Annotated in this window: 23 protein-coding genes and 1 tRNA gene; 9 read left to right on the forward strand and 15 right to left on the reverse strand. The window is 62.7% G+C overall.

Translation table 11 applies throughout. The features are described from left to right. Positions 1–13 precede the first annotated feature (13 nt). From AC2EBU_RS08230 to AC2EBU_RS08255, 6 genes are all read right to left on the reverse strand, one after another. Positions 14–6,064: a hybrid sensor histidine kinase/response regulator gene (locus tag AC2EBU_RS08230; protein ID WP_484609872.1), complete on the reverse strand. Its 6,051-nt coding sequence runs from the start codon at positions 6,062–6,064 to the stop codon at positions 14–16. 45 nt (positions 6,065–6,109) lie between these two features. Then, positions 6,110–8,419 carry a methyl-accepting chemotaxis protein gene (locus AC2EBU_RS08235; protein ID WP_484609873.1) on the reverse strand — a complete coding sequence of 770 codons (2,310 nt, stop codon included), beginning with the start codon at positions 8,417–8,419 and terminating at the stop codon, positions 6,110–6,112. Positions 8,420–8,440: 21 nt separating this feature from the next. Continuing rightward, complete coding sequence (locus AC2EBU_RS08240) at positions 8,441–8,971, reverse strand: chemotaxis protein CheW (RefSeq protein ID WP_484609874.1); 531 nt, start codon at positions 8,969–8,971, stop codon at positions 8,441–8,443. A gap of 7 nt (positions 8,972–8,978) precedes the next feature. Further along, positions 8,979–9,344 carry a response regulator gene (locus AC2EBU_RS08245; protein ID WP_484609875.1) on the reverse strand — a complete coding sequence of 122 codons (366 nt, stop codon included), beginning with the start codon at positions 9,342–9,344 and terminating at the stop codon, positions 8,979–8,981. Next, a complete protein-coding gene (locus AC2EBU_RS08250) occupies positions 9,344–9,742 on the reverse strand; it encodes a response regulator (protein ID WP_484609876.1) in 399 nt (132 codons plus the stop codon). Before AC2EBU_RS08250 ends, AC2EBU_RS08245 begins: the two co-directional genes overlap by 1 nt. 61 nt (positions 9,743–9,803) lie before the next feature. After that, on the reverse strand, positions 9,804–9,956 hold the full coding sequence (locus tag AC2EBU_RS08255; protein WP_484609877.1) for a rubredoxin: 153 nt from the start codon (positions 9,954–9,956) through the stop codon (positions 9,804–9,806). A gap of 122 nt (positions 9,957–10,078) precedes the next feature. Between AC2EBU_RS08255 and thiD the strand changes: the two genes are divergently transcribed. Together thiD and hemL are read left to right on the forward strand one after the other, a co-directional pair. Further along, positions 10,079–11,035: a bifunctional hydroxymethylpyrimidine kinase/phosphomethylpyrimidine kinase gene (gene thiD, locus AC2EBU_RS08260; RefSeq protein WP_484609878.1), complete on the forward strand. Its 957-nt coding sequence runs from the start codon at positions 10,079–10,081 to the stop codon at positions 11,033–11,035. Further along, positions 11,019–12,323: a glutamate-1-semialdehyde 2,1-aminomutase gene (gene hemL / locus AC2EBU_RS08265; RefSeq protein ID WP_484609879.1), complete on the forward strand. Its 1,305-nt coding sequence runs from the start codon at positions 11,019–11,021 to the stop codon at positions 12,321–12,323. Before thiD ends, hemL begins: the two co-directional genes overlap by 17 nt. A gap of 127 nt (positions 12,324–12,450) precedes the next feature. Here hemL and purH read toward each other — a convergent pair whose 3' ends face one another. The 3 genes from purH to dusB are packed head-to-tail and all read right to left on the reverse strand — an operon-like array spanning position 12,451 to position 15,393. Further along, complete coding sequence (purH, locus tag AC2EBU_RS08270; RefSeq protein WP_484609880.1) at positions 12,451–14,067, reverse strand: bifunctional phosphoribosylaminoimidazolecarboxamide formyltransferase/IMP cyclohydrolase; 1,617 nt, start codon at positions 14,065–14,067, stop codon at positions 12,451–12,453. Between the two features lie 13 nt (positions 14,068–14,080). Next, entirely contained in the window at positions 14,081–14,320 is a 240-nt protein-coding gene (locus AC2EBU_RS08275) for a Fis family transcriptional regulator (protein ID WP_484609881.1), read from the reverse strand. Continuing rightward, on the reverse strand, positions 14,317–15,393 hold the full coding sequence (gene dusB, locus AC2EBU_RS08280; RefSeq protein ID WP_484609882.1) for a tRNA dihydrouridine synthase DusB: 1,077 nt from the start codon (positions 15,391–15,393) through the stop codon (positions 14,317–14,319). Before dusB ends, AC2EBU_RS08275 begins: the two co-directional genes overlap by 4 nt. An 87-nt stretch (positions 15,394–15,480) precedes the next feature. On the opposite strand from dusB, the gene AC2EBU_RS08285 reads away from it, so the two are divergent. Then, complete coding sequence (locus AC2EBU_RS08285; RefSeq protein ID WP_484609883.1) at positions 15,481–15,963, forward strand: YqaA family protein; 483 nt, start codon at positions 15,481–15,483, stop codon at positions 15,961–15,963. 85 nt (positions 15,964–16,048) lie between these two features. On the opposite strand, the gene ychF is transcribed toward AC2EBU_RS08285, so the two are convergent. Together ychF and AC2EBU_RS08295 are read right to left on the reverse strand one after the other, a co-directional pair. After that, positions 16,049–17,143, reverse strand: coding sequence for a redox-regulated ATPase YchF (gene ychF / locus AC2EBU_RS08290; protein ID WP_484609884.1), 1,095 nt, complete (start codon positions 17,141–17,143; stop codon positions 16,049–16,051). Positions 17,144–17,191: 48 nt separating this feature from the next. Further along, on the reverse strand, positions 17,192–18,088 hold the full coding sequence (locus AC2EBU_RS08295) for an MOSC domain-containing protein (protein ID WP_484609885.1): 897 nt from the start codon (positions 18,086–18,088) through the stop codon (positions 17,192–17,194). A gap of 74 nt (positions 18,089–18,162) precedes the next feature. Here AC2EBU_RS08295 and AC2EBU_RS08300 point away from each other — a divergent pair, with 74 nt between their 5' ends. From AC2EBU_RS08300 to AC2EBU_RS08315, 4 genes are all read left to right on the forward strand, one after another. Beyond that, positions 18,163–19,287 (forward strand): FAD-dependent monooxygenase, encoded by a 1,125-nt coding sequence (locus tag AC2EBU_RS08300; protein WP_484609886.1) that lies wholly within the window; start codon positions 18,163–18,165, stop codon positions 19,285–19,287. A gap of 70 nt (positions 19,288–19,357) precedes the next feature. Then, on the forward strand, positions 19,358–20,062 hold the full coding sequence (locus AC2EBU_RS08305) for a DsbC family protein (protein ID WP_484609887.1): 705 nt from the start codon (positions 19,358–19,360) through the stop codon (positions 20,060–20,062). Positions 20,063–20,085: 23 nt separating this feature from the next. Next, positions 20,086–20,529, forward strand: coding sequence for a DUF3429 domain-containing protein (locus tag AC2EBU_RS08310; RefSeq protein WP_484609888.1), 444 nt, complete (start codon positions 20,086–20,088; stop codon positions 20,527–20,529). A 25-nt stretch (positions 20,530–20,554) separates the two neighbouring features. Next, positions 20,555–22,330 (forward strand): M61 family metallopeptidase, encoded by a 1,776-nt coding sequence (locus AC2EBU_RS08315; protein WP_484610146.1) that lies wholly within the window; start codon positions 20,555–20,557, stop codon positions 22,328–22,330. A gap of 40 nt (positions 22,331–22,370) precedes the next feature. On the opposite strand, the gene AC2EBU_RS08320 is transcribed toward AC2EBU_RS08315, so the two are convergent. From AC2EBU_RS08320 to AC2EBU_RS08335, 4 genes are all read right to left on the reverse strand, one after another. Then, positions 22,371–22,916, reverse strand: a complete 546-nt coding sequence (locus AC2EBU_RS08320) for a hypothetical protein (protein WP_484609889.1) — start codon at positions 22,914–22,916, stop codon at positions 22,371–22,373. A 106-nt stretch (positions 22,917–23,022) separates the two neighbouring features. Beyond that, the gene (paaK, locus tag AC2EBU_RS08325; protein ID WP_484609890.1) at positions 23,023–24,318 is read right to left on the reverse strand and encodes a phenylacetate--CoA ligase PaaK; all 1,296 of its coding nucleotides are present in this window, start codon (positions 24,316–24,318) and stop codon (positions 23,023–23,025) included. Then, positions 24,315–24,800 carry a hydroxyphenylacetyl-CoA thioesterase PaaI gene (gene paaI / locus AC2EBU_RS08330; protein ID WP_484609891.1) on the reverse strand — a complete coding sequence of 162 codons (486 nt, stop codon included), beginning with the start codon at positions 24,798–24,800 and terminating at the stop codon, positions 24,315–24,317. Before paaI ends, paaK begins: the two co-directional genes overlap by 4 nt. A 4-nt stretch (positions 24,801–24,804) precedes the next feature. Further along, on the reverse strand, positions 24,805–25,599 hold the full coding sequence (locus tag AC2EBU_RS08335) for an enoyl-CoA hydratase-related protein (protein WP_484609892.1): 795 nt from the start codon (positions 25,597–25,599) through the stop codon (positions 24,805–24,807). A 117-nt stretch (positions 25,600–25,716) separates the two neighbouring features. Between AC2EBU_RS08335 and AC2EBU_RS08340 the strand changes: the two genes are divergently transcribed. Together AC2EBU_RS08340 and AC2EBU_RS08345 are read left to right on the forward strand one after the other, a co-directional pair. Beyond that, the gene (locus AC2EBU_RS08340; RefSeq protein WP_484609893.1) at positions 25,717–26,496 is read left to right on the forward strand and encodes an enoyl-CoA hydratase; all 780 of its coding nucleotides are present in this window, start codon (positions 25,717–25,719) and stop codon (positions 26,494–26,496) included. Between the two features lie 37 nt (positions 26,497–26,533). Then, a tRNA-Met gene (locus AC2EBU_RS08345) sits at positions 26,534–26,610 on the forward strand. The last annotated feature ends 17 nt before the right edge of the window (positions 26,611–26,627 follow it).

The raw sequence follows: 26,627 nt of genomic DNA on the forward strand, positions 1-26,627 counted from the left end.
CCTGATAAACAGCTCAGGCTGTCGCGGCCACCGCCGTATAGCGCTGTATCAGTGCCAGCAACTCGTCTTCGGCATACGGTTTGCCAAGGTAGTGGTCGACTCCGAGTTCCTTGGCATGTTCACGGTGCTTCTCTGCGATCCGGGATGTGATCATGATCACCGGCAGATCGCGCAGGCGTTCGTCCGCGCGAATGTTTCGCACCAGATCGAATCCGTCCATACGGGGCATTTCAATGTCGGACAACACCACCGACGGACGCTCTTCCTGCAAACGCTCCAGAGCCTGCAATCCGTCGGCCGCCATTGAAACCCGATAACCTTCACGCTGCAGCAGGCGTTGCGTTACGCGGCGGACCGTAATGGAATCGTCGACAACCAGAACCAGCGGAATCTGTGGCGCGATGGCTTCGAGCCGAGCGACGGCAGCGCCGGAAGTTGTCGCCGCGGACTGCTGGGCGCCCTCGCTGCGAGCCCGCACGGACCACTCGCGTGCCTGCGCTCCGTGAATGGCCGCCAGCGCAACCGGGTTGTAAATCAGAACAACCGCGCCGGAGGCCAGCATGGTCATTCCAGTCAATCCCCCAATACGCGCCAACTGCGGCCCCAGGTTCTTGACCACCACTTCCTGGTTACCCAGTACCTCGTCTACGTGAACTGCAACGCGTTGGTCGGCACTGCGAAACACTACAGTTGGCGTCGTCCGGCCGACAGGATCCGCACTGGCGCCGCTGGATTGAAGCAAAGCTCCAGACCAGAAGAAGGGCACAGGCTCGCCGCCAACTGCAATGGACCCATGCAAATAGGCCGATTCCAGTTCCGGCGCGGAAAGGCGCCGGACGATTTCCACCAAGTTGGCTGGCACACCAAAGGTCAGCCCGCCCGAGCGGATCATCACAACCTGCGTAACGGCGGTCGTCAGTGGCATGATCAGCTTGAAACTGGTGCCTTGACCACTGTTGGTCTGCGTCTCGATACGGCCACCGAGACCTTGCACTTCGGTACGAACCACATCCATACCGATACCACGTCCGGCCAGCTCTGTCACTTCGGTGGCCGTGGAAAAGCCTGCAGAAAAGATCAGATTCGCCGCGTCACTGTCACTGATTTCGCCCGTGAGCAGTCCTTTTTCCTGCGCCTTCCTGCGGATCTGAACGAGATCAAGCCCTGCACCATCATCGCGAAACTCCACCGACACATCATTGCCTGCCTGGTTGAGCTCGATCGTAATGACCCCAATCGGCTCTTTACCACTTCGGCTCCGCTGATCCGCATGTTCGATTCCATGGACAACACAATTGCGCAGCAAATGTTCAAAGGCGGCCGTCATCCGGTCAAGAATGCCGCGATCCATTTCGATCGACCCACCGACGATATCCAGCTTGACTTGTTTGCCGGTATCCTTGGCAGCCTGACGGACTACGCGGTAAAGCCGCTCCGAGATGCTCTCGAATTCGACCATTCGGGTTCGAAGCAGATCGCGTTGAAGCTCTCGCGTCTGCCGGGACTGGGCCACCAGATCATCCTGCGTCGCATCAACGGCTTTCTGAATGGTCCGCTGCACCGTCGCCACGTCATTGACCGACTCAGCCATCATGCGAGTCAACTCTTGAACGCGGGTGAATCGATCGAATTCAAGCGGATCAAAATTCAGTTGGGAGTCTTTTGCTTGCGCCAGTCGCGACTGCATCTGCGTTTCGGCCTGCAATTCGATGTCACGGAGTTGCTGGCGCAAACGGTCCAAGTTTCCGGTCAGGTCGAGCATCGCCGCGCGGAGCTGGCTGAGTTCGGACTCAACCCGCGAGCGGGAAATCATGACCTCACCAGCCTGGTTGACCAATCGATCCAGGACCTGGGCACGCACCCGTACAGCCTGCTGCGCACCCGCGCGCGTTCCGGCCAGAATCAAGGCCGCCGGCTGGGCCACGACGCCCCGCTGGATCGGCTCGGCCGCCGGAGACGATGGGGGGATCGGCGCCTCACCGACAGCAATGGGTTCGACCAGGACAGCAAGCTCGTCCGACGCAGGCAGAACCGACTCGACGACCGAAGGAGCGCCGGGGGCAGCAATCGCTGAAATCGGGAGCGCACCGTGATCCTGACTGGACTGGCGCAAACGTTCAAAGACCGCTTCAATTTCGTCAACCCGCCCCATCAAGGGCGCAATCTGCGCCGTATTCACCGGCTCAGACCCCAGGCTTTCGATTTCACTTTCCAGGCGATGGGTCAATTCACCCAGTCGCATGGCTCCCGCCAGGCGGGAACTTCCTTTGAGCGTATGCAGAACCCGCAATACCTGAGCCCGTGCCGAAAGGTTTTCCGGTCGCTCCACCCACTGTCGCATGGCACCACCCAATTGGGGCAACAGTTCCAGCGCTTCGTCCTCGAACACCGGGAAAAGATCGGGGTCCAAGGTATCCGTTGAGTCCAGATCAGATTCGGCGGCCTCGTAAACGGTTGAAACGGAGGCAGCTGCGGCGAATGTCAGTGCAGCGGGTGCCTGCCAGGCGCTGTCGTCCAAAGAGGCTTGTGGTGGAGTCACCTCCAATTCAGCCAACTCGGAGGAGCCCGATGATTCCGCCGCCAAATCCTCTGGCGAGAGCAGGAATTCATCCTTCGTCGGCGCTTCATCAGCGTCCACAGGCTCCAAGGCCTGCAGCAAGTCTTCCAGACCGGCGGGGGCCTCACGCAGGAAGCCGGCAGCAAACTGATGCAGGAGGCGACGGATCTCTTCAGCCGCATGTCGTAAAACCGCGCCTTGTTGGGCGGTACCACGATCCTGCAGCCGCAGGCGCTGAATGGCGTGCTCCGTCGCCCTGGCCACAGCCGAGAGAGACAGAAATCCGACAGTTCCGGAACTTCCTGCCAAGGAATGCGCCCACGCTTCAGCAGACTCCGGAATCGGGGCATCCGGCGCCAGAGCCCATTCGTTGAGCGCGTTCTCCAGACAACGCGACCATTCGTCCGCTTCATTCAGGAATACGTTGTACAGGGGAATGCTGACGCGCAGATCCCCGATAACCTTGACCGATTCCTCCACCGGTTCAAGACCGTCACCGGTAGCCGCATCGGCAAAGGCAAGCGCATCCCAGGAGTCGACCGCTTCCACCGGAGTGGGTGCCACCTGAGGCGAAGCTTGCTCAGAGTTCAACGCCAACGCGGGCGGGGCCACACCATCGAGCTGACCCTCAGGCCACTCCATCTCCATTGCTTCAATCTGGTCGACCGAAGAGGGCGCCGACGATGATTCACTGACATCAACAAACTCGCCGGGAACGTAGTCTCCGCTGTCTGCCGGTACTTCAAACGTCTCGCCAACCGCGGGAACGTCACCGAAGACATCGATCATCTCGGAGGCGCCCTCCGTCGCCGCCGCAACCTGCTCTTCCACCACAAACGTCACATCAACAGGGGGAACTTCAATTACCAGGCTACTGGCCGGTTCAACCGCCAAGTCGGCCCCGTAGTCCCTTGCGACAGCAGGCAACTCCTGACCTTCAGGTTCGGTGTAGCCGTCTCCCCCGGGCGTATCGCCAACCAAGAACGCTGGCGCAGCCACCGCTTCAGCCGCTTCGGCCTTGTGGATAGGCAACAACTGTCCAGACAAACGCATGGCGTCCGCCGCCACACGAACCGGCATCGGTGTCCATCCGGTCGGACGTGCCATTGCGATGTCGTCGGCCCACTCGGAAAAAACGTCAAACGCTTGCTCGCACAAGGTACCCAGTTCCCGCGTGACAGGCTTGTTCTCGGCCAACCACGCATTGAGAACCTGCTCCATGGACCATGCGGCCTCGCCGAATTCGGTAAGGCCAACCATCCGGGAGCTGCCCTTGAGGGTGTGGAATGCGCGCCGCAAGGTTGTCTGCATTTCCAGATCGGACGGCAGGTCACGCAAACCTGCCAGCGCATCACGCCCGCCTGAGATGACTTCACCCGCCTCTTCCAGGAAGATTTGAAGCAACTCGTCGTCCACCTCATCGCCGGAATCAACGGCCGAACTAACCGGCGCTGGTGGCTGGGGAACGGTGACCGCTACCGGCACAGACTCCAACACGTCGTCCACTCTCGCGGACAATGCCCCGCCATCGCCCTGCGAGGCGACGACGGATGCCGACTGATCGGCTGCAAATACATCGGAGAGATCGACTTCAGGCGCAGACTCCACAACCGGGGCGGGCACGACCGCTGTAGCGACCTCAGGCACCAGAAAATCAAGGTCAAGGCTCGCGGCAGGTGCTTGCTGCGCAGTTTCAGAAGTGGGTTCAGGCGCGGCGTCGCCCGCGAACTCCAGATCAAGTCCGCTGGACTGGACGCTACGCCCCATGACTGGCTTGAGCTCACCGGCATCGGCGTCAAAAACAAACAGCTTGCGGGCCAGCGCCGGCTGGTAATTCAACATATCAATCAGGAACCCCAGCGCACCCAGGTTGTTGCCCAAACGCTCAAAGTCACCTGTGTCGTCGCCACCGGCGATATCCACCTGAATGGCCTTTTCGACCGTATCTCGCATCCGCGCGACCGCTGTCACAGCCTGATCAAGGCCAAGAACCGACAACACGCCCCGCATCTGACCAAGGTAGGCCGGAACCTCCGCAATCGATTGGCGGTCTGCCGGATTGCGAAAGAATTGATCCATGGCCTTCTCGGCCAAAGACAAGGTGGTTCGCAACTCACCGACCACAGTACCCATGGTCTGCCGGTCATTGACACTGCGATAGAGATCCTCCATCCAGGATTCAAGAGGCTGCGACTCGCCACCACCGCCCACCCATTCCAGACGATACGCCAACGTATCGATACGGGCCGCCGTTTCTGCCCCCTCCAGCCGTCGCTCGGCGAGCGATGCCTCCAGGTAAAGAATGGCCGTTGCGACTTCCAAGGCCAGCGGAGCTGCAGGGGCAGCCCCTGAACGCACCGTTTGTTCCGCCATCTGGCGCAACACGCCGGCCAGTCGGTCGCCCCCTTCAACAAGCCGTGCGATGGAGTCACCCATCAGGGAAAACTGATCACCGAGATTCTTCAGGCGGGTCAGATCTCCCCCGGAAACGGCGGACCACGCCTCCTTGACTGCCTCAATTCGCTTGCGCGCCTGCGTCAGCAGCGACGGGTCATAGCGCCCGTAGACCGGAACGTCGTAATCGACCGGTTGATACGCCTCCAGGCCAAGACTCCTGCGCACCGCCATCAAAACAGGCGCTTCTCCTGGGAGGGCTGGCAATGCCTGTGAGCAAAAGAATGCAAGATCCTTTGCCAGACGCTCCGGGCTGCTGCGATCACCCTGGATGAAACTCGCAAACTGCAAAAGCATCCGAGAAGCCATCCGCTTGGTGTAGACATCCAAACGGACCAGGCCTTTACCCATTGCTTCAAAACAGCCAGCAGCGACCGTCCAGAGCACGGCAAGATGCCGGTCGCCGCCCTGCGCAGCCACCGCGAGGCACGCACTGTGGAGGCGCAACGCGGAGTTCACATCGCCGGACTGGATCAGATTCAGGACCGCCTGATCAAGCTCCCGGCGAGCCGGCAGTTCCCGCTCACCCAGCGTGACGCCGTCAATCGAACGCCAACGCCATTCCACGGACCACAGGTCAGCGGGATGGATTCGGTCCGCGTGATTCTGGCTTTGCACATCACGATATTGCGGAAACAAGCCCACAGACGAAGGCTGGCGTCCTGCCAGCAGCAGCTCCAGATATTCGACCAAGGCAAAGCCGGCGCGCTCGACAACGCCGACATTCGAATCTGTGCATTGTTCCGGACGCTGGATATAGCGTTGCACAGCCTGTTCCATCGCGCGAAGAAACTGCGCAGGAATTTCAAGACCCACCATCTCCAGCGCACCCACCGCCTGATGCAACTGCTGACGGGCAATACGTAACTGCGAGGCATCAACCGACGCAAGGTCTGTCCCTCTTGCCGCATCGGAATCACGGACGAACTTGCGCAGCGCCTTGTTTCCGACATCAAGCGACTTGCGAACTTCATCCAGAACCCAAGCGAGGGGACCCAGATCTACCGCGTCTGCCTGAACAGTCGCTGCACCATTCGGTTCATTGATTGGCATCACTCGTCAGGCTCCAAATTGACAGGCCGGTAAACGCGCGCTGCGTCACGCGATCTTGAACCGCGAAACCGACTGGCGCAACTCGTCTGCCATGCGGGAGAGTTCACGAACCTGGTCAGCTGTCGATCGGGTACCTTCTCCCGTCTGCTCGGTCACGGCAAAAATGTGCTGGATGTTTCCCGCCACCACGTTGGCCGATTCGGCTTCGCGAGATGCAGCCGTCGAAATCTGCTCGATCAGCTCGGCAAGTTGGCGCGAAACGCGGTCAATCTCCGACAGCGCCGTCCCCGCGTTATCGGACAGTTTCGCGCCCTCGACCACACCCTGCGTCGAGCGTTCCATGGCGGCCACCGCGTCCTGCGTATCGGTCTGAATCGCCTTCACCAGCGCAGAGATCTGCCGCGTTGCATCCGCCGACCGCTCGGCCAGTCGCTGCACTTCTTCAGCCACCACCGAGAAGCCCCGCCCGGCTTCACCGGCGGAGGCCGCCTGAATGGCGGCGTTCAAGGCCAGCACGTTGGTCTGTTCGGTAATGTCCGAGATCAGTTCAGTAATTTCCCCGATCTCCTGGGACGATTCGCCCAGTCGTTTGATCCGCTTCGAAGTCTCCTGAATCTGATCGCGAATCGAGTTCATGCCGCCGATGGCCGCCTGCACCGCCCCCAGTCCAGATTCCGCCGCCATAAGTGATTGACGCGCAACCGTGGCCGACTCTTGCGCCTGGCCCGACACCTCGTTGATTCGAGACGCCATGTCCAGCACCGACTGACCGGTTTCACGAATCTCGCGCAGCTGCTCCGTCGATGCGGCCAACAGCTCGGTGGACGTACTCTCCACCTGGCCGGTCGTCTGGGCCACACGGGTTGCTGTCGACTGTACGTTGCCCACAAGCAGCCGGAGTTCTTCCACGGTGTAGTTGACCGAATCGGCGATTGCGCCGGTAATGTCTTCGGTCACGGTGGCTTCCTGTGTCAGGTCACCTTCCGCAACGGTCTGAAGTTCGTTCATCAGCCTCAGAATGGCGGCCTGGTTGGCGTCGTTGATACGTTTTGCTTCCAGTTCGAGTTGTTCCGCTTCTTGCCGTTGCCGTTCCGCAACCAACTGGCGAGCCCGGCTATCTTGCAGCTGAACATAGGCAAAGCCCCCCGCACAACCCAGCGCGGCCAAGGCGCTCAGGGCCAGCATCAGCAACGGGCCCGTACCCAGACCCGTTTTGGCCGCGAGTTGCTCTTGAACCTCCTGCAGGCTGCGGCGAAGCGGTTCACTGTCGGCAATGATCGCCGCCTGGGCTTCACGGGCAGATACCAAGCCCTGAAGGTTGCCCAGAATCGCACCGGCCTGCCCGCGGGTTTCTTCGTACAACTTGAGCAAAGCATCGAGGCGCTCACGCGTCTGCGCATCTTTGGCCGGAGACAGTCGCAGTTCGGCGCTGCCGTCCAGAAGTCCCTGTGAAATCTCCTTGAAGGAGTTCAAGTCCTTGCCCAAGAGGAAAACCGCCTCGGGGCTGACGCCCTCCATGGTCAGAAACTCGTTGGCGGATTTACCGATACGCTGGGTCAACATCACCAACTGACCGGCCGCCGAGATCTCCGCGGCGGGTGCGTTTTGCTGGAGCTTCAGCGAAGAAACCGTCTCCGCGATCTCCAGCAAATCCGATGACTGGCGGTTGATGGTTCGAAGGGCTGAGCCGACTTGGGTCAGGATCTTCTGTTGCGCCATGACGGCCGCAGCGCTCTTTTCCGCACCATCAACCAACGGAAGGGATTTGTCGAGCGCTTCCGGATCAATGCCCGTGACCGCATCAAGGCGCAGTTCGGCGTCGCCGTTCTTCAGGCCTCGAACAGATTTGGCCAAAATCTCCGAGCTTTCTTTCACCTCGGCAAAGGCCTGGGGGCTTCCCAGCAAAGCCTGTGAAACCGACTTCGCCAATCGCTGCGATTGGGTTAGCGCCTGTCCCGACGCGCCCACCTGCTGGGCCACCTTATCCGCCTGATTGAGCGCATAGAAGGTCACGCCGGCCAGTGCCACCAGCGAGACCGCCAGCGCAATCCCCAACGTCCGCTGGTGTTCGGCTGCGGTTCGAGAGCCCAGAATTGGCACCGTGACAAGATCCCCGACCGGCCTGCCCGCATCCTCGCCATCGGCACTTTGGGCCGATGCGTCGAATGGCGCCTGGGCAACCGGGGCCGCCATTGCCGCCGTTGCGTCGACGGCCAGCGACTGCGACGAATCCATTGCGATCGACCGGTCTTCCGACACCACGGAAAAGTCGACACTGGCCCCCTCGCGTGCGTCCGACTGGGCAGACTTTCCTTTGCTGGAAAGCTTTTGGGCAATTTTCTGGATCAGGGACATTTTTTGCCTTCCTCGAAACGTTCAGGCGCTGACTAAAAGAAATTCGGGTTGCTGGGAGAGGCTTTGCAGATTGATTTCCTGCCAATCCAGTCCTCTTTCATCGGTATACAGATGCCCGAAGAAGGCTGGAGAGCCCGCTGGGCTGGTACCGGAGCGAAGAAATGAATCGGTGTTGCGCAAACCCACCAGGCTGTCGACGAGCAATCCACAGTTGACACCGAACACCGGGTTGAAGACGACCACCCGAGACTGGGCCAATTGGGTCTCAGAACGTGGCGGCACCGGCTTGCCGCTGACATACCCACCGAAGTCAACAATCCCGAAAAGGTTGCCGCGCAAATTGCCGACGCCAAGAAACCAGTCGCGTGTGTACGGAACCCGCTGCAACGGCACCATTGGGAAAATCTCGCCCGAATGACTGAGCGGGAAGAGAAACCGGTGTCCGCCAGCGACCAGCGCCAACCAGGACGCCGACGCGCCGGACGCGCGGGCCTGCTTGAGCCTGTCTGCCAGACGGCCCTGAAAATCCCGGAGCGCTTCACGACTGGCCATGGGTCATTCAACCCAGCGCGCGAATCTTGGACAGCAGTTCCTCGCTGTCAACCGGTTTTGTGACATAGTCCCGCGCTCCCTGGCGCATGCCCCATACCCGATCAGTTTCCTGATTCTTGCTGGTGCACATGATCACCGGCACATCGGAGTACAGCGGGTCGCGGGAGATGGCCCGGGTTACCTGGAAGCCGTTTTGGCCCGGCATCACCACATCCATGAGGATCAGGTCCGGTTTGTCTTCAGCAAGCCGTTTCATTGCCTCTTCGCCATTCTCGGCAGTCCGTACCAGGAAGCCCTGCTTCTGCAACAAATCGGTCAGGAACATCAGTTCGGTCTTGGAATCGTCAACGATCAGTACTTTCTTGATTGGCATCACTGTCCTCCTGGGGCATGGTTTCCGTGCTGCTGCACGGCTTGCAGCAACTGGTCTTTGGTAAAGGGTTTGGTCAGGTACTCCTGTGACCCGACCATGCGCCCGCGCGCTTTGTCGAAGACTCCGTCCTTGGACGAGAGCATCACCACCGGAACATGGGCGAAGCGGGCGTTGCGTTTGATGATGGCACAGGTCTGATAGCCATCCAGTCTCGGCATGAGGATGTCGCAGAAAATGATATCGGGCAGGTTGTCGCTGATCTTCGACAAGGCGTCAAAACCGTCTTCGGCCAACAGGACTTCGTGCCCGCCTTGCTTGAGGAAGATTTCGGCGCTTCGCCGGATCGTGTTGCTGTCGTCGATGACCAGCACCCTGATAGCGGTTCGCGGTGTACTCAAGATTTGAACCCCTGTAGTCGGAATGGGGGCGCGTATTGCTCGAGCGCCCGCCTAAGGTCTGTCAGATTTCCACCATCTCGAAGTCTTCTTTGCGGGCTCCACATTCAGGACAGGTCCAGTTCATCGGAACATCACTCCAAGCCACTCCCGGTGCGATTCCATGGTCCGGTGCGCCGGTTGCCTCATCGTAGATCCACCCGCAAATCAGACACATCCAAGTCTTGTTGTGCGTGTTACTGGTCACAGCTTAAAAGTCCTTCACATAGAATGCAATCATTGTATCGAGCCCCTTGGGGCGATCCCTCTGCGGCTGACGCGTCGGCCGCGCTCCGCCGCATGACTTTGCCCCCCCACCGGGTCCCGGACGCAGAAGACCCCTCTCACCAGACCGCTGAGGTCGCGGATCAGCCGGTCAGCGTCCTGACTTTCAACGCCGTAGACCCCAGCGGGGCATCGGGACTGGGCGCCGATGTCCAGGCCATCGGTTCGGTCGGCTGCCACCCTTTGCCCGTCGTAACTGGCGCCTACACAAGGGATTCCGCCGAAATCCACGGCTTTGCGGCCTTTGACGACGAGTCGGTTTCGGAGCAGGCGCGGGCCGTCCTCGAAGACATCCCGGTCGGGGTCATCAAGGTGGGCTTTGCCGGCTCCCCGGCCATCCTCGGGCAGATCGCCGAGTTGTCCTCCGACTATCCGGACGTACCACTTATCGCTTACATGCCGGACCTGTCGTGGTGGGACGAGACCCACATCGATTCCTACCAGGAGGCGTTTACAGACCTTCTCTTACCGCAAGCTTCGCTGTTGGTAGGAAACCACAGCACATTGCGCCGCTGGTTGCTGCCGGACTGGGAGAGTGACCAGAACCCCGGGCCACGCGATATCGCGCGCGCAGCCTCGGAGCACGGCACACCCTACGTCCTGGTGACCGGACAGACGCCAGCAACCGGGTCAATCGAGAATACGCTGGCCACGCCACAGTCGGTTCTGTTCACCCGGAAATTCGAGCGCTTTGAGGCCCGCTTTGTCGGCGCCGGAGAAACCTTGTCCGCGGCACTTGCAGCCTTGCTGGCCACAGGCAGCGACCTGAACACGGCGGTCGCCGAGGCTCTGGAGTATCTTGACGAGGCCCTCAACGCCGGCTTCCGCCCTGGCATGGGACGGTTCGTCCCGGACCGCTTGTTCTGGGCGCAGGGCGACGGCACAGACCCCTCCGATCCTGAGGGCACCGACCCCTCGTCCCCTCAACCTGGCGACATCTTCGATGACCCCTTCAATGAAACCCGACACTGACCGCAACATCGCCCTGTTCGACCGCGCCCGCCGCGTGATTCCCGGTGGCGTCAATTCACCCGTGCGCGCCTTTCGCGCCGTCGGCGGCACGCCGCGCTTTGTGCAGCGCGCCCAGGGTGCGTACTTCTGGGACGCCAACGGCCGACGCCACATTGACTACATCGGCTCCTGGGGCCCGATGATCCTGGGCCACGGCCATCCGGCGGTGCTGGAGGCGGTGCAGAAAGCCGCTGTCGACGGCTTTTCGTTCGGTGCGCCGACCGAGCGCGAAATCGAACTGGCCGAAGCCATCCTGGCGCTGGTGCCGTCCATGGACATGGTGCGGCTGGTGAGTTCGGGCACCGAAGCCGGCATGAGCGCGATCCGGCTGGCGCGTGGCGCCACCGGGCGCAGCAAGATCATCAAGTTCGAGGGCTGCTACCACGGCCATGCCGACGCCCTGCTGGTCAAGGCGGGCTCGGGCCTCGCCACCTTCGGCAACCCCACCAGCGCCGGGGTGCCGGCCGAGGTGGTGCAGCACACGCTGGTGCTCGAATACAACAACGTGACCCAGCTCGAAGAGGCCTTCGCGCTGCATGGCCAGGACCTCGCCTGCCTGATGATCGAGCCGATCGCCGGCAACATGAATTTCGTGCGCGCCAGCCTGCCGTTCATGCGCCGCTGCCGCGAGTTGTGCAGCCAGCACGGCGCGCTGCTGGTGTTCGACGAGGTGATGACCGGCTGCCGGGTGGCGCTGGGCAGCGCGCAAAGCGTCTACGCCCGCGACATCCCCGGCTTCGAGCCCGACATGACGGTGCTGGGCAAGGTGATCGGCGGTGGCATGCCGCTGGCGGCCTTTGGCGGCAAACGCGCGGTGATGGAGCAGCTGGCGCCGCTGGGCCCGGTCTATCAGGCGGGCACCTTGTCGGGCAACCCGGTGGCCACGGCCTGCGGGCTGGCCACGCTGCGCGAGATCAGCCGCCCCGGTTTCTTCGAATCGCTCTCGGCCATGACGCGCCGCCTGGTCGACGGGCTGGCTGGCGCAGCGCAGGAAACCGGCGTGCCGTTCTGCGCCGACAGCGAAGGCGGCATGTTCGGCTTTTTCCTGCTGCCCGAGTTGCCGCAGAACTACGCCCAGGTCATGAAGACCGATGGCACCCGCTTCAACACCCTGTTCCACGGCCTGCTGGACCGTGGCGTCTACATCGCTCCGGCCCTGTACGAAGCGGGCTTTGTGAGCGCGGCCCACACCGCAGCGGACATCGACGAGACGGTGTCGGCGGCACGTGATGTGTTCAGATTACTATAATACCTATAGCAAACAATGACCATTTGCCGATGGCTATCGGCCGAAATCATAAAAAAAAGCGGCCGAGGCCGCTTTTTTGATGCCCGGGCCGGCGTCGGCGGCCCCTGCCGGGTGGCACGGCGCCGGATCAGTGCCGGAAATGGCGCACGCCGCTGAACACCATCACCACGCCGCGCTCGTCGGCGGCGGCGATGACTTCCTGGTCGCGCATGGAGCCACCCGGCTGGATCACACAGGTGGCGCCGTGGTCGATCACCACGTCCAGGCCGTCGCGGAACGGGAAGAACGCGTCGCTCGCCACCGCCGTGCCCTGCAGCGACAGGTTCGCGTGGCCGGCCTTGATGCTGGCAATGCGGGCGGAATCGAGCCGGCTCATCTGCCCGGCGCCCACGCCCATGGTCATGCCGTCCTTGCAGAACACGATGGCGTTGGACTTGACGTACTGCGCCACGGTCCAGGCGAACATCAGGTCGTCGAGCTGCTGCGCCGTGGGCTGCAGCTTCGTCACCACCTTCAGGTCGGCGCGCTGCAGCACATGGTTGTCGGCGGTCTGCAGCAGGATGCCGGAGCCGATGCGTTTCATGTCGATCGCGTTGCGACCCTGGTCCCAGGCGGCCACGCCCGAGCGGGAAGCGCCCAGCGGCGCGGGCAGGTCGATCTGCAGGATGCGCACGTTGACCTTGCTCTTGAAGACTTCCAGCGCGCCGGCGGTGAAGCCCGGCGCCATCAGCACCTCGACGAACTGTTTTGAAATCTGCTGCGCCGCGGCCTCGTCCAGCTCGCAGTTCAGCGCGATGATGCCGCCGAAGGCGCTGGTCGGGTCGGTCTGGAAGGCCTTGCTGTACACCTCCAGCGCGTTGGCCCCGATGGCCACGCCACAGGGGTTGGCGTGCTTGACGATGACGCAGGCCGGCGTGTCGAAGCTCTTCACGCATTCCCAGGCGGCATCGGCGTCGGCGATGTTGTTGTAAGAGAGTTCCTTGCCCTGCAGCTGTTTCGCGGTGACCAGCGAGCCCGGCGCGGGATACAGATCGCGGTACAGCGCGGCGCTCTGGTGGCTGTTTTCACCGTAGCGCAGGTCCTGCACCTTGACGAAGCGGCCGTTGCTCTGGCCGGGGAACAGGTCCAGCGTGGGCGCCTGGTCATCGGCCGGGGCGTCCTCGCCCACCTGCACGGCGGAGAGGTAGTCGCTGATGGCGCCGTCGTACTGGCTGATGCGGTTGAACGCCGCCACCGACAGCGCAAACCGGGTCTTGCGGGACACCTGACCGTTGGCCTTGAGCTCCGCCATCACCGTGGCGTACTGCGACGCATCGGTCAGCACCGCCACGTCCTTCCAGTTCTTGGCGGCACTGCGCACCATGGCCGGGCCGCCGATGTCGATGTTCTCGATCGCGTCTTCCAGCGTGCAGCCGGGCTTGGCCACCGTGGCCTCGAACGGATACAGGTTCACCACCAGGAAGTCGATGGTGCCGATGCCGTGTTCGGCCAGCGCGGCCATGTGCGCCGGCACGTCCCGGCGCGCCAGCAGGCCGCCGTGCACGCGCGGATGCAGGGTCTTGACGCGGCCGTCGAGCATTTCGGGAAAGCCCGTCATCTCGGCCACCTCGGTCACCGGCAGGCCGTTGTCGGCCAGCAGTTTGGCGGTGCCGCCGGTGGACAGCAGCCGGATGCCCTGGGCATGCAGGGCCCGGGCGAGGTCGACGATGCCGGTCTTGTCGGATACGGAAAGGAGTGCGTTCATGGCGAAGGCCCGTTCAGGGCTTGAGGAGTTGGTGTTCGACGAGTTTCTTGCGCAGGGTGTTGCGGTTCAGGCCCAGCCACTCGGCCGCGCGCGACTGGTTCTGCTGCGCCTGCGCCATCACCACTTCCAGCAGCGGCTTTTCCACCAGACGCACCAGCATGTCGTACATGTCGCTCGGCGGCGTGCCGTCGAGATCTCGAAAGTAGGTTTCCAGGTTCGCACGAACGCATTCTTCAATGCCAGGCTGGGTCATGACGCATGTTCCACAGAGTTGTCAGCGGCCGCATCGGCAAGCCCGTCCGGACCCGGGGCCGGAAGGCGATCGAACCGGTCAGCCAGCTGATCGAAATAATCGGATACCGCCTGCCATTGAGCAGGCGCTTCGTCCACGGTGTTGATGTGTTGGCGAAGGACGTCGCCGCCGGGCCACTGCCGCACATACCAGCCGATATGCTTGCGGGCCGAGCGCACCCCGCTGTATTCGCCGTACAGACCGTAATGAGCCTGCAGGTGTGCCAGCAAAGCGCGGCGCACTTCCGCCACCAGGGGTGGTGCCAAGGTTTCACCGGTGTCCAGGTAATGGGCGATTTCCCGAAAAATCCAGGGCGCGCCCTGCGCCGCACGGCCAATCATCAGCGCATCAGCGCCAGTCGCGGCCAAAACCGCACGCGCCTTGGCCGGGCTGGTAATGTCCCCGTTGGCTACCACCGGTACCGTCACTGCCGCCTTGACGGCCGCGATGGTCTCGTATTCCGCCGCGCCACGGTAGCCCTGCTCGCGCGTGCGGCCGTGAACGGTGATCATGGCTACGCCGGCCGACTCCGCCGCGCGGGCCAGCGTAACCGCATTGCGGCTCGCGTCGCACCAGCCGGTGCGCATCTTCAGCGTCACCGGCACCTTGCGGGGCGCACACACAGCGACCACCGCGTCGACAATGGACAAGGCCAGCGCCTGGTCACGCATCAGCGCCGAGCCGGCCCACTTGTTGCAGACCTTCTTGGCCGGGCAGCCCATGTTGATGTCGATGATCTGGGCGCCACGGTCGATGTTATAGGCAGCAGCCTCGGCCATCATCGGCGGGTCCGTGCCGGCAATCTGCACGGCAATCGGCCCGGGCTCGCCGGTGTGGTCCGCCCGACGCGAGGTTTTGAGGGTGTGCCAGAGATCCGGCCGTGAGGTCACCATTTCACTGACCGCATAGCCCGCCCCGAACTGTCGACACAATTGCCGGAACGGCCGGTCGGTCACTCCCGCCATCGGGGCAACAAACAGGCGATTGGGCACGGCGTATTGACCAATCGAGAGGCAAGCGGGATTGTGCGGCATGGGGTCCGGAGGCGGGGAGCGGGATTGTACCTGCCTAAAATTTCAGCAGGCGCAATGACCACCGGGCTGACTACACTCGCGGCTGTTATGGAAGCCTGGATCAGTTCCCTGCTCGCTGCGCTGGCGCTGCCCGAATTCGGGCTGAGCACCGTTTTTGTGATCGCCTTCGTCTCCGCCACGCTGTTGCCCATGGGTTCCGAACCCGCCGTTTTTGGCCTGGTGAAGCTCAATCCCGATCTGTTCTGGCCGGCCATTGCGGTCGCCACCATCGGCAACACGCTGGGCGGCGCAGTGAGCTGGTGGATGGGCTGGGGAACACACCGGATGGTCGATCGATACCGCCACTCCAGCACGCATGTGCGGGCGCTGGGATGGCTGGAGAAACTTGGCCCGAAAGCCTGCCTGCTGTCGTGGTTGCCCGCTGTCGGCGACCCATTGTGTGCCGTCGCCGGCTGGCTGCGCCTGCCGTTCTGGCCCTGCGTTCTCTACATGGCGATCGGCAAGTTCGGCCGCTACCTGGTCATGACGGCCGCGTTGCTGTGGCTCATACCCGGCCAATGGACTGGCTGATCGCTATTTTTATTATAGCTAAAAACGACCTTTTCACGCTGGGTATAGGTCAAAAAGCCGCCAAATCCGTCGCCGCGCTGCCGTGTCAGACGTTGAACAGGAAATTCATCACGTCGCCGTCCTTGACGACGTATTCTTTCCCCTCGCTGCGCATCTTCCCTGCATCCTTGGCCGCTTGCTCGCCGCCACAGGCAACATAGTCGTCATAGGCGATGGTCTGCGCGCGGATGAAGCCGCGCTCGAAATCGCCGTGGATCACGCCTGCGGCCTGCGGCGCGGTGTCGCCGATGTGGATGGTCCAGGCGCGCACTTCCTTGACGCCGGCAGTGAAGTAGGTCTGCAATCCCAGCAGCTTGAAGCCGGCGCGGATCAGGCGGTTCAGGCCCGGCTCGGTCTGGCCCATCTCTTCGAGGAACAGGGCGCGGTCTTCGTCGCCCATGTCGGCCATGTCGGCTTCCATCTTGGCGCAGATGGCCACCACCGGCGCGTTCTGCGATGCGGCGTATTCCTTCAGCCGGTCCAGATAAGGATTGTTTTCAAAACCCGTCTCACTGACGTTGCCGACGAACATGGCGGACTTGGCGGTAATCAGGCACAGCGGCTTGAGCAACAGTTGCTCCTCCTTGCTCAGCGCCAGTGTGCGGGCCGGCTTCCCCTGGTCCAGCACGGCCTGCACTTTGGTCAGCACCTGCACCAGCTTGGCCGCCTCCTTGTCATTGCCCGACCTGGCCGCCTTGGTGTAGCGATGCAGGCTCTTTTCCACGGTGCCCAGGTCAGCCAGGCACAGTTCGGTCTGAATCACTTCAATGTCGGCAATGGGGTCTACGCGGCCGGCGACATGGATCACGTTGTCATCTTCAAAGCAACGCACCACATTGACGATGGCATCGGTCTCCCGAATGTGGGCCAGGAACTGGTTGCCCAGGCCTTCACCCTGACTGGCTCCGGCCACAAGGCCGGCAATGTCGACAAACTCGACGATGGCCGGGACCACCCGCTCGGGTTTGACAATCTTTGCCAGCTCGGTCAGGCGGGGATCGGGCACCTCCACCACACCGACATTGGGCTCAATGGTGCAAAACGGGTAGTTTTCAGCCGCAATACCGGCTTTGGTCAGGGCATTGAACAGGGTGGACTTGCCCACGTTGGGCAGTCCCACGATGCCACATTTGAGGCTCATGAAGGCGCTTTCGGACGGTCTGCAAAGCCTGCGATTCTACGAGCGGCCTCAATCGAAGCGCCAGGTCGCACTGCCGGGCAGCCCCTTTTGCAGTCGCACCCCGTCGCCCTCCAGCACGATGGCGTTCATGCCAAACGTCAGCGCCCCATCCAGCCGCGGGTCGGCGCGATAGGTGGCCAGCGTGTCGCCCACGGCGGTCGAACGCTCGGCCGTAGACGGGTCAATATCCGGAATCGGGCACCGCGCGCACGGTTTCACCAACCGGAGGGTGACGGGTCCGTCAGCGCCAGACAGGCGTACATCGCGGATGAAGTCCTCCTCGTGAGCCTGCACACCCGACAGCACCAGATTGGGTCGAAACCGCTCCAGGCCAACCGCGGCATGCCCGCGTGCGGTCAGCCGCATGTTGAGTGAATCGAGCGAGGCCTGCGAGACAACCAGCAGCGGATATCCGTCCGAGAACTGGTTGGGCGCTTCCAGGCCAGCCGTCCACCGGAACTGCGACAGCCGCCGGTGCTCAGGATCGAAGCGAACCAGCCGCAGGCGGTGCCCGAGGAAGTCCGAAAACCATTGCGCCGCGACATTGCCCATGTCAAAAGCGGGCACGCTGTCGTCCCAGACTTGAACCCGCACCGGTTTTTCGACCGCGTTGATGGCCAGATGCAAAGCGAGCATGCCCGGAGCACGCAAGACCAGTTCCTCGCTGCGAATCTGGCACCGGATCAGCGCCATCCGCGGCAACTGACGCTGCGAAACAAAGTCGCCCCGCTGGTCGACCGCCATCCAGGCCCGGTCCAGGTCCAACCCGGCTTCCGTCAGTTCCACCGCATCCAGTTCAACGCCGGCGCATGATTTGACCGGGTAAGCAAACAGCCGTGCCAGCGTGACGGCGGTGCCGGGCTTCTGACGGGCTTCGTCCGGGGTATGGGGTGGGGTTTCCTGCATCGTCGCTTGTCCAGTCTGGTGGGGGCTTGCCCCGACAAAAACCTCATTTTGACCGCCCTTCTAGAATCGGCAGCATGAAATCCACCGACATCTGTATTCGCGGGGCGGGCATCGTTGGCCGCGCCCTCGCGCTGCTGCTGTCGCGCGAGCGCCTGCGGGTGGCGCTGGTGGAGCGCCCTGTTTCACCAGCCGGCGAGGCAACAGCCCGTGCCGATGTCCGGGCGTACGCCCTCAACGGCACGTCACGCGCGCTGCTCGAGTCGCTGCGCTGCTGGCCGGACCTGGCGGCAGCCACGCCGGTGCTCCGCATGGAGGTGCAAGGAGACCGGGGCGGCGCACTGGCGTTCGGCGCCGCCGAACAACAGGTGGAGGCGCTGGGCTGGATCGTCGACGTGCCAGCCCTGGAACGCCGCCTGGATGACGCGATTGACTACCAGCCCCTCATCGAGCGGGTCACCACATCGACGCCCGCCCGGCTGAGTGTGGTCTGCGAAGGCCGGGCCAGTGAGACCCGACTGGCCCTGGGGGTGGACTACGTGACCACGGCCTATCCGCACACCGCCATTGCCACGCGGCTGCATGGATCGGTTCCCCATGGCGGCGTGGCCCGGCAATGGTTTTCCTGTGGCGAAATACTGGCTTTTTTGCCGCTGGACGGGCCGCAGGGGAACTCTGTCGCCGTTGTCTGGTCTGTCGAGCATGCGCGAGTGCCCAGGCTTGTGGCGCTGTCGCCTGAGGAATTCGCAAAGGAACTGGAAATTGCCAGCCACCAATCCATGGGGAGCCTGACATTAAGCGCCGATCGTGTGGCCTGGCCTTTGCAACGGTCGATGGCGTCGCGGTGGATCGGGCAGACCGACGGCCGCAGTTGGGCACTGGCGGGCGATGCCGCGCACGCAATGCATCCCCTGGCTGGTCAGGGCCTGAATGTCGGGCTGGCCGACGCGGCGGAGTTGGCCCGAGTGCTTGGTGGTCGCGAATACTGGCGCGAACCGGGCGACCTACGCCTGTTGCGCCGCTACGAGCGGGCGCGCCAGGGCGCGGTCATGACGATGACAACAACCACCGATATCTTGCAACAACTCTTCGCCCGCGAGGGTGCCGTCTGGGAGGGTCTGCGCAACTGGGGCCTGACCGGCGTCGATCAGTTGGCACCGCTCAAAGGCTGGCTGGCCCGGCAGGCCATGGGGCCACGCTGACACACATCTGCGGCGCGGCATTGCGCCCTCAATCCTCACACCCTTCCTTCTGACACCGAGAAAGTCTGCCGTGAAATCGTTCCTCACCTTTGTCGCTGCCGCTGTCGTGGCGCTTTCGGCCCAAGCCTTCGACACGGCGATCCGAAAGAACCTTGCCGAGCGGCTTCCCAACCTGCCCAAGATTGATGAAGTGAACAGGACCGCCATGCCGGGTCTGTTTGAAGTCCGCGTCAACGGCACCGAAATTCTCTACACCGACGCCGAGGCCAACTTCCTGATCCAGGGCAGCCTGATCGATACCAAGGCCAAGCGCAACCTGACTGAAGAGCGCATCGACAAGCTCACGGCCATCGATTTCGCCTCGTTGCCGGTCAAAGACGCTTTTACTGTCGTGCGGGGCAACGGCAAGCGGAAACTGGCTGTTTTCGAAGACCCCAACTGCGGCTACTGCAAACGCTTCGAACGGGACCTGCAAAAAGTCGACAACGTGACCATCCACATGTTTCTGTATCCCATTCTCGGAGCCGGCTCGACCGAGCGATCACGCAACATCTGGTGCGCAAAGGACCGGGCCAAGGCCTGGAACGACTGGATGCTCAAGGACGTGGATCCCGCAAGCGCCACCTGTGACACCGCCGCCCTGACGCGTAACGTCGAACTCGGTCGCAAGTACAAGATTACCGGCACGCCCACCCTGATCTTTGCCGATGGATCACGCGTTCCGGGCGCCATCAACGCGCAGCAGATCGAAAAATTCCTCAGCGACGGCAAATAGGCGCCGCCAAGGTTTTCTGCCCCGTGGACCACAGCGGCATCCATCGCCTGATCAACGCCCTGGGTTACGCAGGGCTGGTGCCTTTTGTGGTCTTGGCCGCCCTGCTGTGGCTGGTCACACCGGATTTGCACCCCTTTGTTGCGTTGGCACTTGCGACCTATGGCGCCGTGGTGCTGTCGTTTCTGGGCGGTATCCATTGGGGCATCGGGCTGCGCTACGCCGCCTTGCAGGAGTCCGGATACCGGCTGCATCTGGTGTGGGGGGCTGTGATCGCGCCCCTGGCGTGGCTAACCATCCTGATGCCGGCTTTCGCGGGGCTGCCGCTGCTGGGCCTGCTGGCACTTGCCTGCTATGGCGTTGACCGTTGGACATGGCCGCAAGCCGGGCTGGCACACTGGTTGCCGCTTCGATTTCGGTTGACCCTGGTTGCGACCCTCAGTTGTCTGATCGGCGCAGCCGGAACCTGACACCACGGGCCAGGGCCCGAACATGATGACTCACCAATACAAGCCCGTCTCGGGCATTCATTGCGAAGTGCATTGCGACGATGTGCACCAGCACCGCTTTACCGTCGAAATCCGGGTTCCCAGTCCGCAGGCGCAACAGCGAGTCGCGCTCCCGGTCTGGATTCCCGGCAGCTATCTTGTGCGGGAATTCTCACGGCACCTGAACGGGCTGCAGGCCTTCCAGGGCGCCGATGAGCGGCCCGTTCAGCAAGTGGACAAATGTTGCTGGCAGATCGAATGCACGCCGCAGCAAGCGCTGGTTCTGCGCTACCAGGTGCAGGCGGTCGACCAGTCGGTACGATCCGCCTGGCTGGATGCGGACCGGGGGTTTTTCAACGGCACCAGCCTGTTCCTGCGGGTTGATGGCTACGCGGATCGACCCCACACGCTGCACGTTCATCCACCCAGATCCGCTCCTGCCTGGTCGCTGGCCACCGGGCTGACCGCCGTGCGCACCAGGGCGAACGGCTTCGGGCGCTACCGCGCGGCGGACTATGACGAATTGGTTGATTGCCCGGTCGAAATGGGGCCGTTCTGGAGCGGCGAGTTCACCGCTGGCGGTGTTACGCACCGCCTGGTGGTTGCCGGCGCCGCGCCCGGTTTTGACAGCGCGAGGCTGCTGGACGAGACCCGACGTATCTGCGAGACGGTCATCCGGTTCTGGCACGGTCGGGGCAAGCCGCCATTTGACCGCTACATCTTTTTCATCAACGCGGTCCACAGTGGCTACGGCGGTCTGGAGCATCGCAATTCAACCGCCCTGATCTGCAACCGCGCCGATCTGCCGCGCCGGGGTGAAAAAGCTCGGACCGAAGGTCACACGACTCTGCTGGGTCTGATCTGCCACGAATACTTTCATACCTGGTGCGTCAAACGGCTCCGCCCGCAGGAGTTCACTCGCTACGACTACTCGCAAGAAAACTACACCCGGTTGCTGTGGTTTTTCGAGGGCTTCACGAGCTACTACGACGATCTCCTGCTGCTGCGCGCCGGCCTGGTCGACCTGCCGGACTACCTGGCGCTGCTGACCAAGACTGTGCAGCAGGTTTTGCAGACCCCGGGACGGCGCGTTCAATCCGTTGCCCAGGCCAGTTTTGACGCCTGGATCCGCTACTACCGTCCCGACGCCGACACACCCAACACCAGCGTCAGTTACTACACCAAAGGGGCGTTGGTCGCGTTGTGTTTCGACCTGAGCCTGCGCCAAAGCGGAAAGGGCACGCTGGACAGCGTGATGCGGGGTCTGTGGCGTCGCTGCAAAGGCGGCCCGATGCAGGAAGCAGACTTCGTCGCCGAACTTGAACGCTGCGGTGGTCGAAGCTTTTCGGCCGAAGTCGCCGCATGGATTCATGGTACGGACGAGTTGCCCCTGCGTACCTTGCTGACCGAAACCGGCATGGTCTGGAAGGAAATCGATCCGGCCATGGCGCAATGGCTTGGGCTGAAAGTGAGCGAGTCGACCTCCGGCGTGGTGATCGACACTGTCCTGCGCGGCGGCGCAGGGGAACAGGCGGGTCTGGCCCCCGGGGACGAATGGCTGGCGGTCGAGTCCGGACCGCCGGGCAAACGCCAGGTCTGGCGGATACTGAAACTGGACGAGTTGCGGCTCTACGGCTTCACACCCCCGGAGCCCCTGGATATCTGGGTCAGTCGCGACCGCAGAGTGCTGAAACTGCGGTTGAAGGTTTCCGACCCGGCCCGAAAAATCGCGCTCGCCGCGCCGGAGAAACCTGACGCGGCAACCACCTGGCCGCAAGCCTGACAACAGGGAAGAACGGCGGTGCGGGGCTACGCCGCTGCAATCAAACCACGGGGAAACGCGCTTCGATCTCCTGCCCGAAGCGCGCAGCTGCCTCCCCGCCCCGCACATTGCGGATAAAGGCATAGGCCTTTTTGACGGCGGCGGTGTACTGCTCGATGTCCTTGGAGGACTCCACGGCAATGCAGGTGTCGTCGGCCAGGGGCCCCAATGCGTCCTTGAGCAATCGAATGGCCAGCCGCTTTGCCTCGGCAAGGCTGGGACCAGGCTGTGTTGCGGGACCGAAGCCGGAGGCCGGTGCGGCAGCCACCGGAGACCCGCCAGCCGCCACCGGTGCTGCAACCGGCGCTGCGGCCGCACCGCCCCCACTTGCAGCAACCGGCTCGATCAGTTCCCCGGCAACCAACTCCGCCAGCAAAGCCTGAGCATCACCCAGCATGGTGCAGACCTTGAAAAGGTCTTCGCCAGTCTTCTTGCCATCCACCATGATCAGCACGGACCGCAGTTTCGGCGCGAGCCCAGACTGCCGGTTGGCAATGGCTTCAGCCCCTTTGGCCGACTTTCGATAAACCAGACTGCGATTGATCATGTCGTGAAACCACTATTGCGAAACTGTCGTGTCTGAGTCTAATCTTGCCCCAGCCAACCTGTCGATGCCAGAAACCCTGATGCCTCGCGTAGGGCAAAAGTTCGTATCAGCGGCTGCGCAAGTCCAGTACACGCTTGGCTTTGCCCTGGCTGCGCTCTACGCCGCCTTCCGCACGCAGGTCAATTTCAACACTGCTGCCCACATAGACCTTGATTTCATGCTGCAGTAGCTTGGCCGCCGCACGGGCCTCGATCGCGTCCGGTGACAGACCGGGGCGGGTTTCGACCAGCACCCTGAGGTTGTCCATCGGCCCATCGCGGGTAAGCACACACTGGTAGTGCGGCGCCAGCTCGGCGCGCTTGAGGATCAGCTCCTCGATCTGGGACGGGAACACGTTCACACCACGGATGATCATCATGTCGTCGCTGCGGCCGGTGATCTTTTCGATGCGGCGCATGGTGCGTGCGGTGCCCGGCAGCAGCCGGGTCAGGTCGCGCGTGCGGTAGCGGATGATGGGCAGCGCCTCCTTGGTCAGGCTGGTGAAGACCAGTTCGCCCATCTCGCCGTCGGCCACGGGCTCACCGGTGTCCGGATTGATGATTTCGGGGTAGAAATGGTCTTCCCAGATGGTCGGGCCGTCCTTGGTCTCGACGCATTCGCTGGCCACGCCCGGGCCCATCACCTCGGACAGGCCGTAGATGTCCACCGCGTCGATGCCGGCTCGTTTTTCGATCGCCACCCGCATGTCGTTGGTCCAGGGCTCGGCGCCGAAGATGCCGATGCGCAGCGAGGCGTCCGCCGGGTTCAGCCCCTGGCGCTCGAACTCGTCGGCAATCGCCAGCATGTAGCTGGGCGTGACCATGATGATGTCGGGGCGGAAGTCCTGGATCAGCTGTACCTGGCGTTCCGTCTGGCCACCGCCGAAGGGCACCACCGTCAGGCCCAGTTTTTCGGCGCCATAGTGGGCCCCGAGCCCGCCGGTGAACAGGCCGTAGCCGTAGCTCACATGCACCATGTCGCCCGGGCGGGCCCCGGCAGCGCGAATGCTGCGCGCCACCACACCGGCCCAGGTGTCGATGTCCCTGAGCGTGTAGCCCACCACCGTGGGCTTGCCGGTGGTGCCGCTGGAGGCATGGATGCGCGCGCATTGCTCCCGTGGCACTGCAAACATGCCAAAGGGATAGCTGTCGCGCAGGTCTTTCTTGGTCGTAAAGGGGAATTTCGCGAGGTCGGCCAGGGTGTGGAGATCGGTCGGATGCACGCCGGCCGCGTCGAATTTGGCGCGGTAGACCGGCGAATTCGCGTACGCATGGGCCAGGGTCGATTTCAGGCGCTTGAGCTGCAGGGTACGCAGCTCGTCAATACTGGATTTTTCGATCGGCTCCAGGGAAAAGGCGCTCATGCTTGATCTCCACTGTCGGGGGTCTCGGGAATGACGGTGCCCTGAATCTGGGCGCTCTTGCCACGAAACAAGGCCACGATCTGCCCCTTCTGATTGGTCACCTTCATGTCATAGATGCCGTGGCGACCGCTGAGGGTCTGCTCCAGACCTTCGCAGGTCAGCATGTCCCCAAGCTGGCCGGGTCGCAGGAACTCGATGCTGCAGCCGGCCGCCACGGTATTGCGGTTGTGGCTGTTGCAGGCAAACGCAAACGTGGAATCGGCCAGGGTGAAGATGAAGCCGCCATGGCAGATCTGGTGCCCGTTGAGGTGGCGCTCGCTCACCACCATGCGCATCACGGCGCGGCCGGGTTCGCACAACACCAGCTCCATGCCCATGGTGGCCTTCGAAGCGGTGTCAACCGAAAACATCGCCTGACCCACCCGGTGCGCGAGGTCGCGGGCCTGCTCGGGGGTATGGTGTGTGACAGGTTGATGACTCATGGGTTCATTCGCCTTTGAACTGGGCCGGGCGCTTTTGCAGAAAAGCCAGCACCCCTTCGATGTAATCGTGCGTGCGACCAAGCGCCGACTGAGTATCCCGCTCTGCGTCCAGCTGTTCGTTGAGTGTGCGGGTGGAGGCGTCACGCAACAGGTGTCGTGTGGCCACCAGCGCCTTGGTCGGCATCACCGACAGCCGCTCGGCCAAGGCCAGGGCAGCAGCCATCGGCTCCTCGGCGATGTCCCAGATCATGCCCCAGTCACGTGCCTGCGTTGCAGAGAGTTTGTCCCCGGTCATCGCCAGGGCCGTGGCGCGCGCCAGCCCCAGCCGCTCGACCAGAAACCAGCTGCCGCCGGCGTCCGGAATCAGCCCGATCTTGCTGAACGCCTGAATGAAGCTCGCCCCCGGTGCGGCAATGGCGATGTCACAGGTCATGACCAGGGAAGCCCCGGCACCGGCGGCCACGCCGTTGACGGCCGCGATGGTCGGCACACGCAGGGCCTGCAGCCGGCGTACGGTGGGGTTGAAGGCCTGGTCGATGATCGGGCCTGGATCGGCGCGCGCCACCATGTCCGGGCCAGGTGTGAAATCGAACTCGGCCAGATCGGCACCGGCACAGAACCCCCGCCCGGCACCGGTGATGACCAGCGCCCGAATGGCGGGGTTGTTTTCCACCCGGGCCATCGCGTCACCGAGGTCACGGTGCATCTGGCGAGTGAAGCTGTTCAGCGCCTGAGGGCGGTTGAGCGTGGCCACCGCTACGGCGCCCCGTTCTTCGTACAGTACGGTCGGTTCGGTCATGAGGTCTCCTTGGGCGCGGAATGTACCATTCACCGACCATTCGGTCGGCTAATGTTTTCCCTTGGTTATAGTCGAGGACGACATCCCGCCATTTCACCAGAAACCTAGGAAACCGCCATGGCCTACAACACCATTGAAGTCCGCATCGAAGCCGAGAAAGTTGGCGTCATCACGCTCAATCGCCCCAAAGCTCTCAACGCCCTCAACAGCGAACTGATGGACGAACTGGGTTCGGCGCTCAAGACCTTTGATGCCGATGAGGCGATTGGTTGCATCATCATCACTGGCTCCGAGAAGGCATTCGCGGCTGGCGCCGATATTTCGGCGATGGCGAAATACGAGTTTGCCGAGGTCTACCGGAACGACTTCATCACCCGCAACTGGGAAACCATCCGCAGCGTGCGCAAGCCGGTGATTGCCGCCGTGGCCGGTTTTGCGCTGGGTGGCGGCTGCGAGCTGGCCATGATGTGTGACTTCATGATTGCGGCTGACAACGCGAAATTCGGCCAACCGGAGATCAAGATCGGCATCATCCCCGGTGCCGGCGGCACACAGCGCCTCCCCCGCGCGGTGGGCAAGTCCAAGGCCATGGACATGGTCCTTACCGGTCGCATGATGGACGCCCAGGAAGCCGAGCGCGCGGGGCTCGTCAGCCGGGTGGTGCCACTGGACAAGCTGATGGACGAGGCGCTGGGCGCGGCCCTGGTGATCTGCGGCTTCGGCCAGCTGGCCACGATGGCGGCCAAAGAAAGTGTGAACCGCGCTTTCGAAAGTGGTCTGAGCGACGGCGTGATGTTCGAGCGGCGGATTTTCCACAGCCTGTTTGCGACCGCCGACCAGAAAGAAGGTATGGACGCTTTCCTGAACAAGCGGCCACCCCACTTCACCAACCGTTGAAAAACCGCCGCCGTTTTTTGCTAAAATCCGCAGCTTCGGTGGTATAGCTCAGTTGGTTAGAGCGCAGCATTCATAATGCTGATGTCCCAGGTTCAAGTCCCGGTACCACCACCATACTGAAAACCCCAGCC

It is taken from the genome of Curvibacter sp. T50 (genome assembly GCF_057219955.1).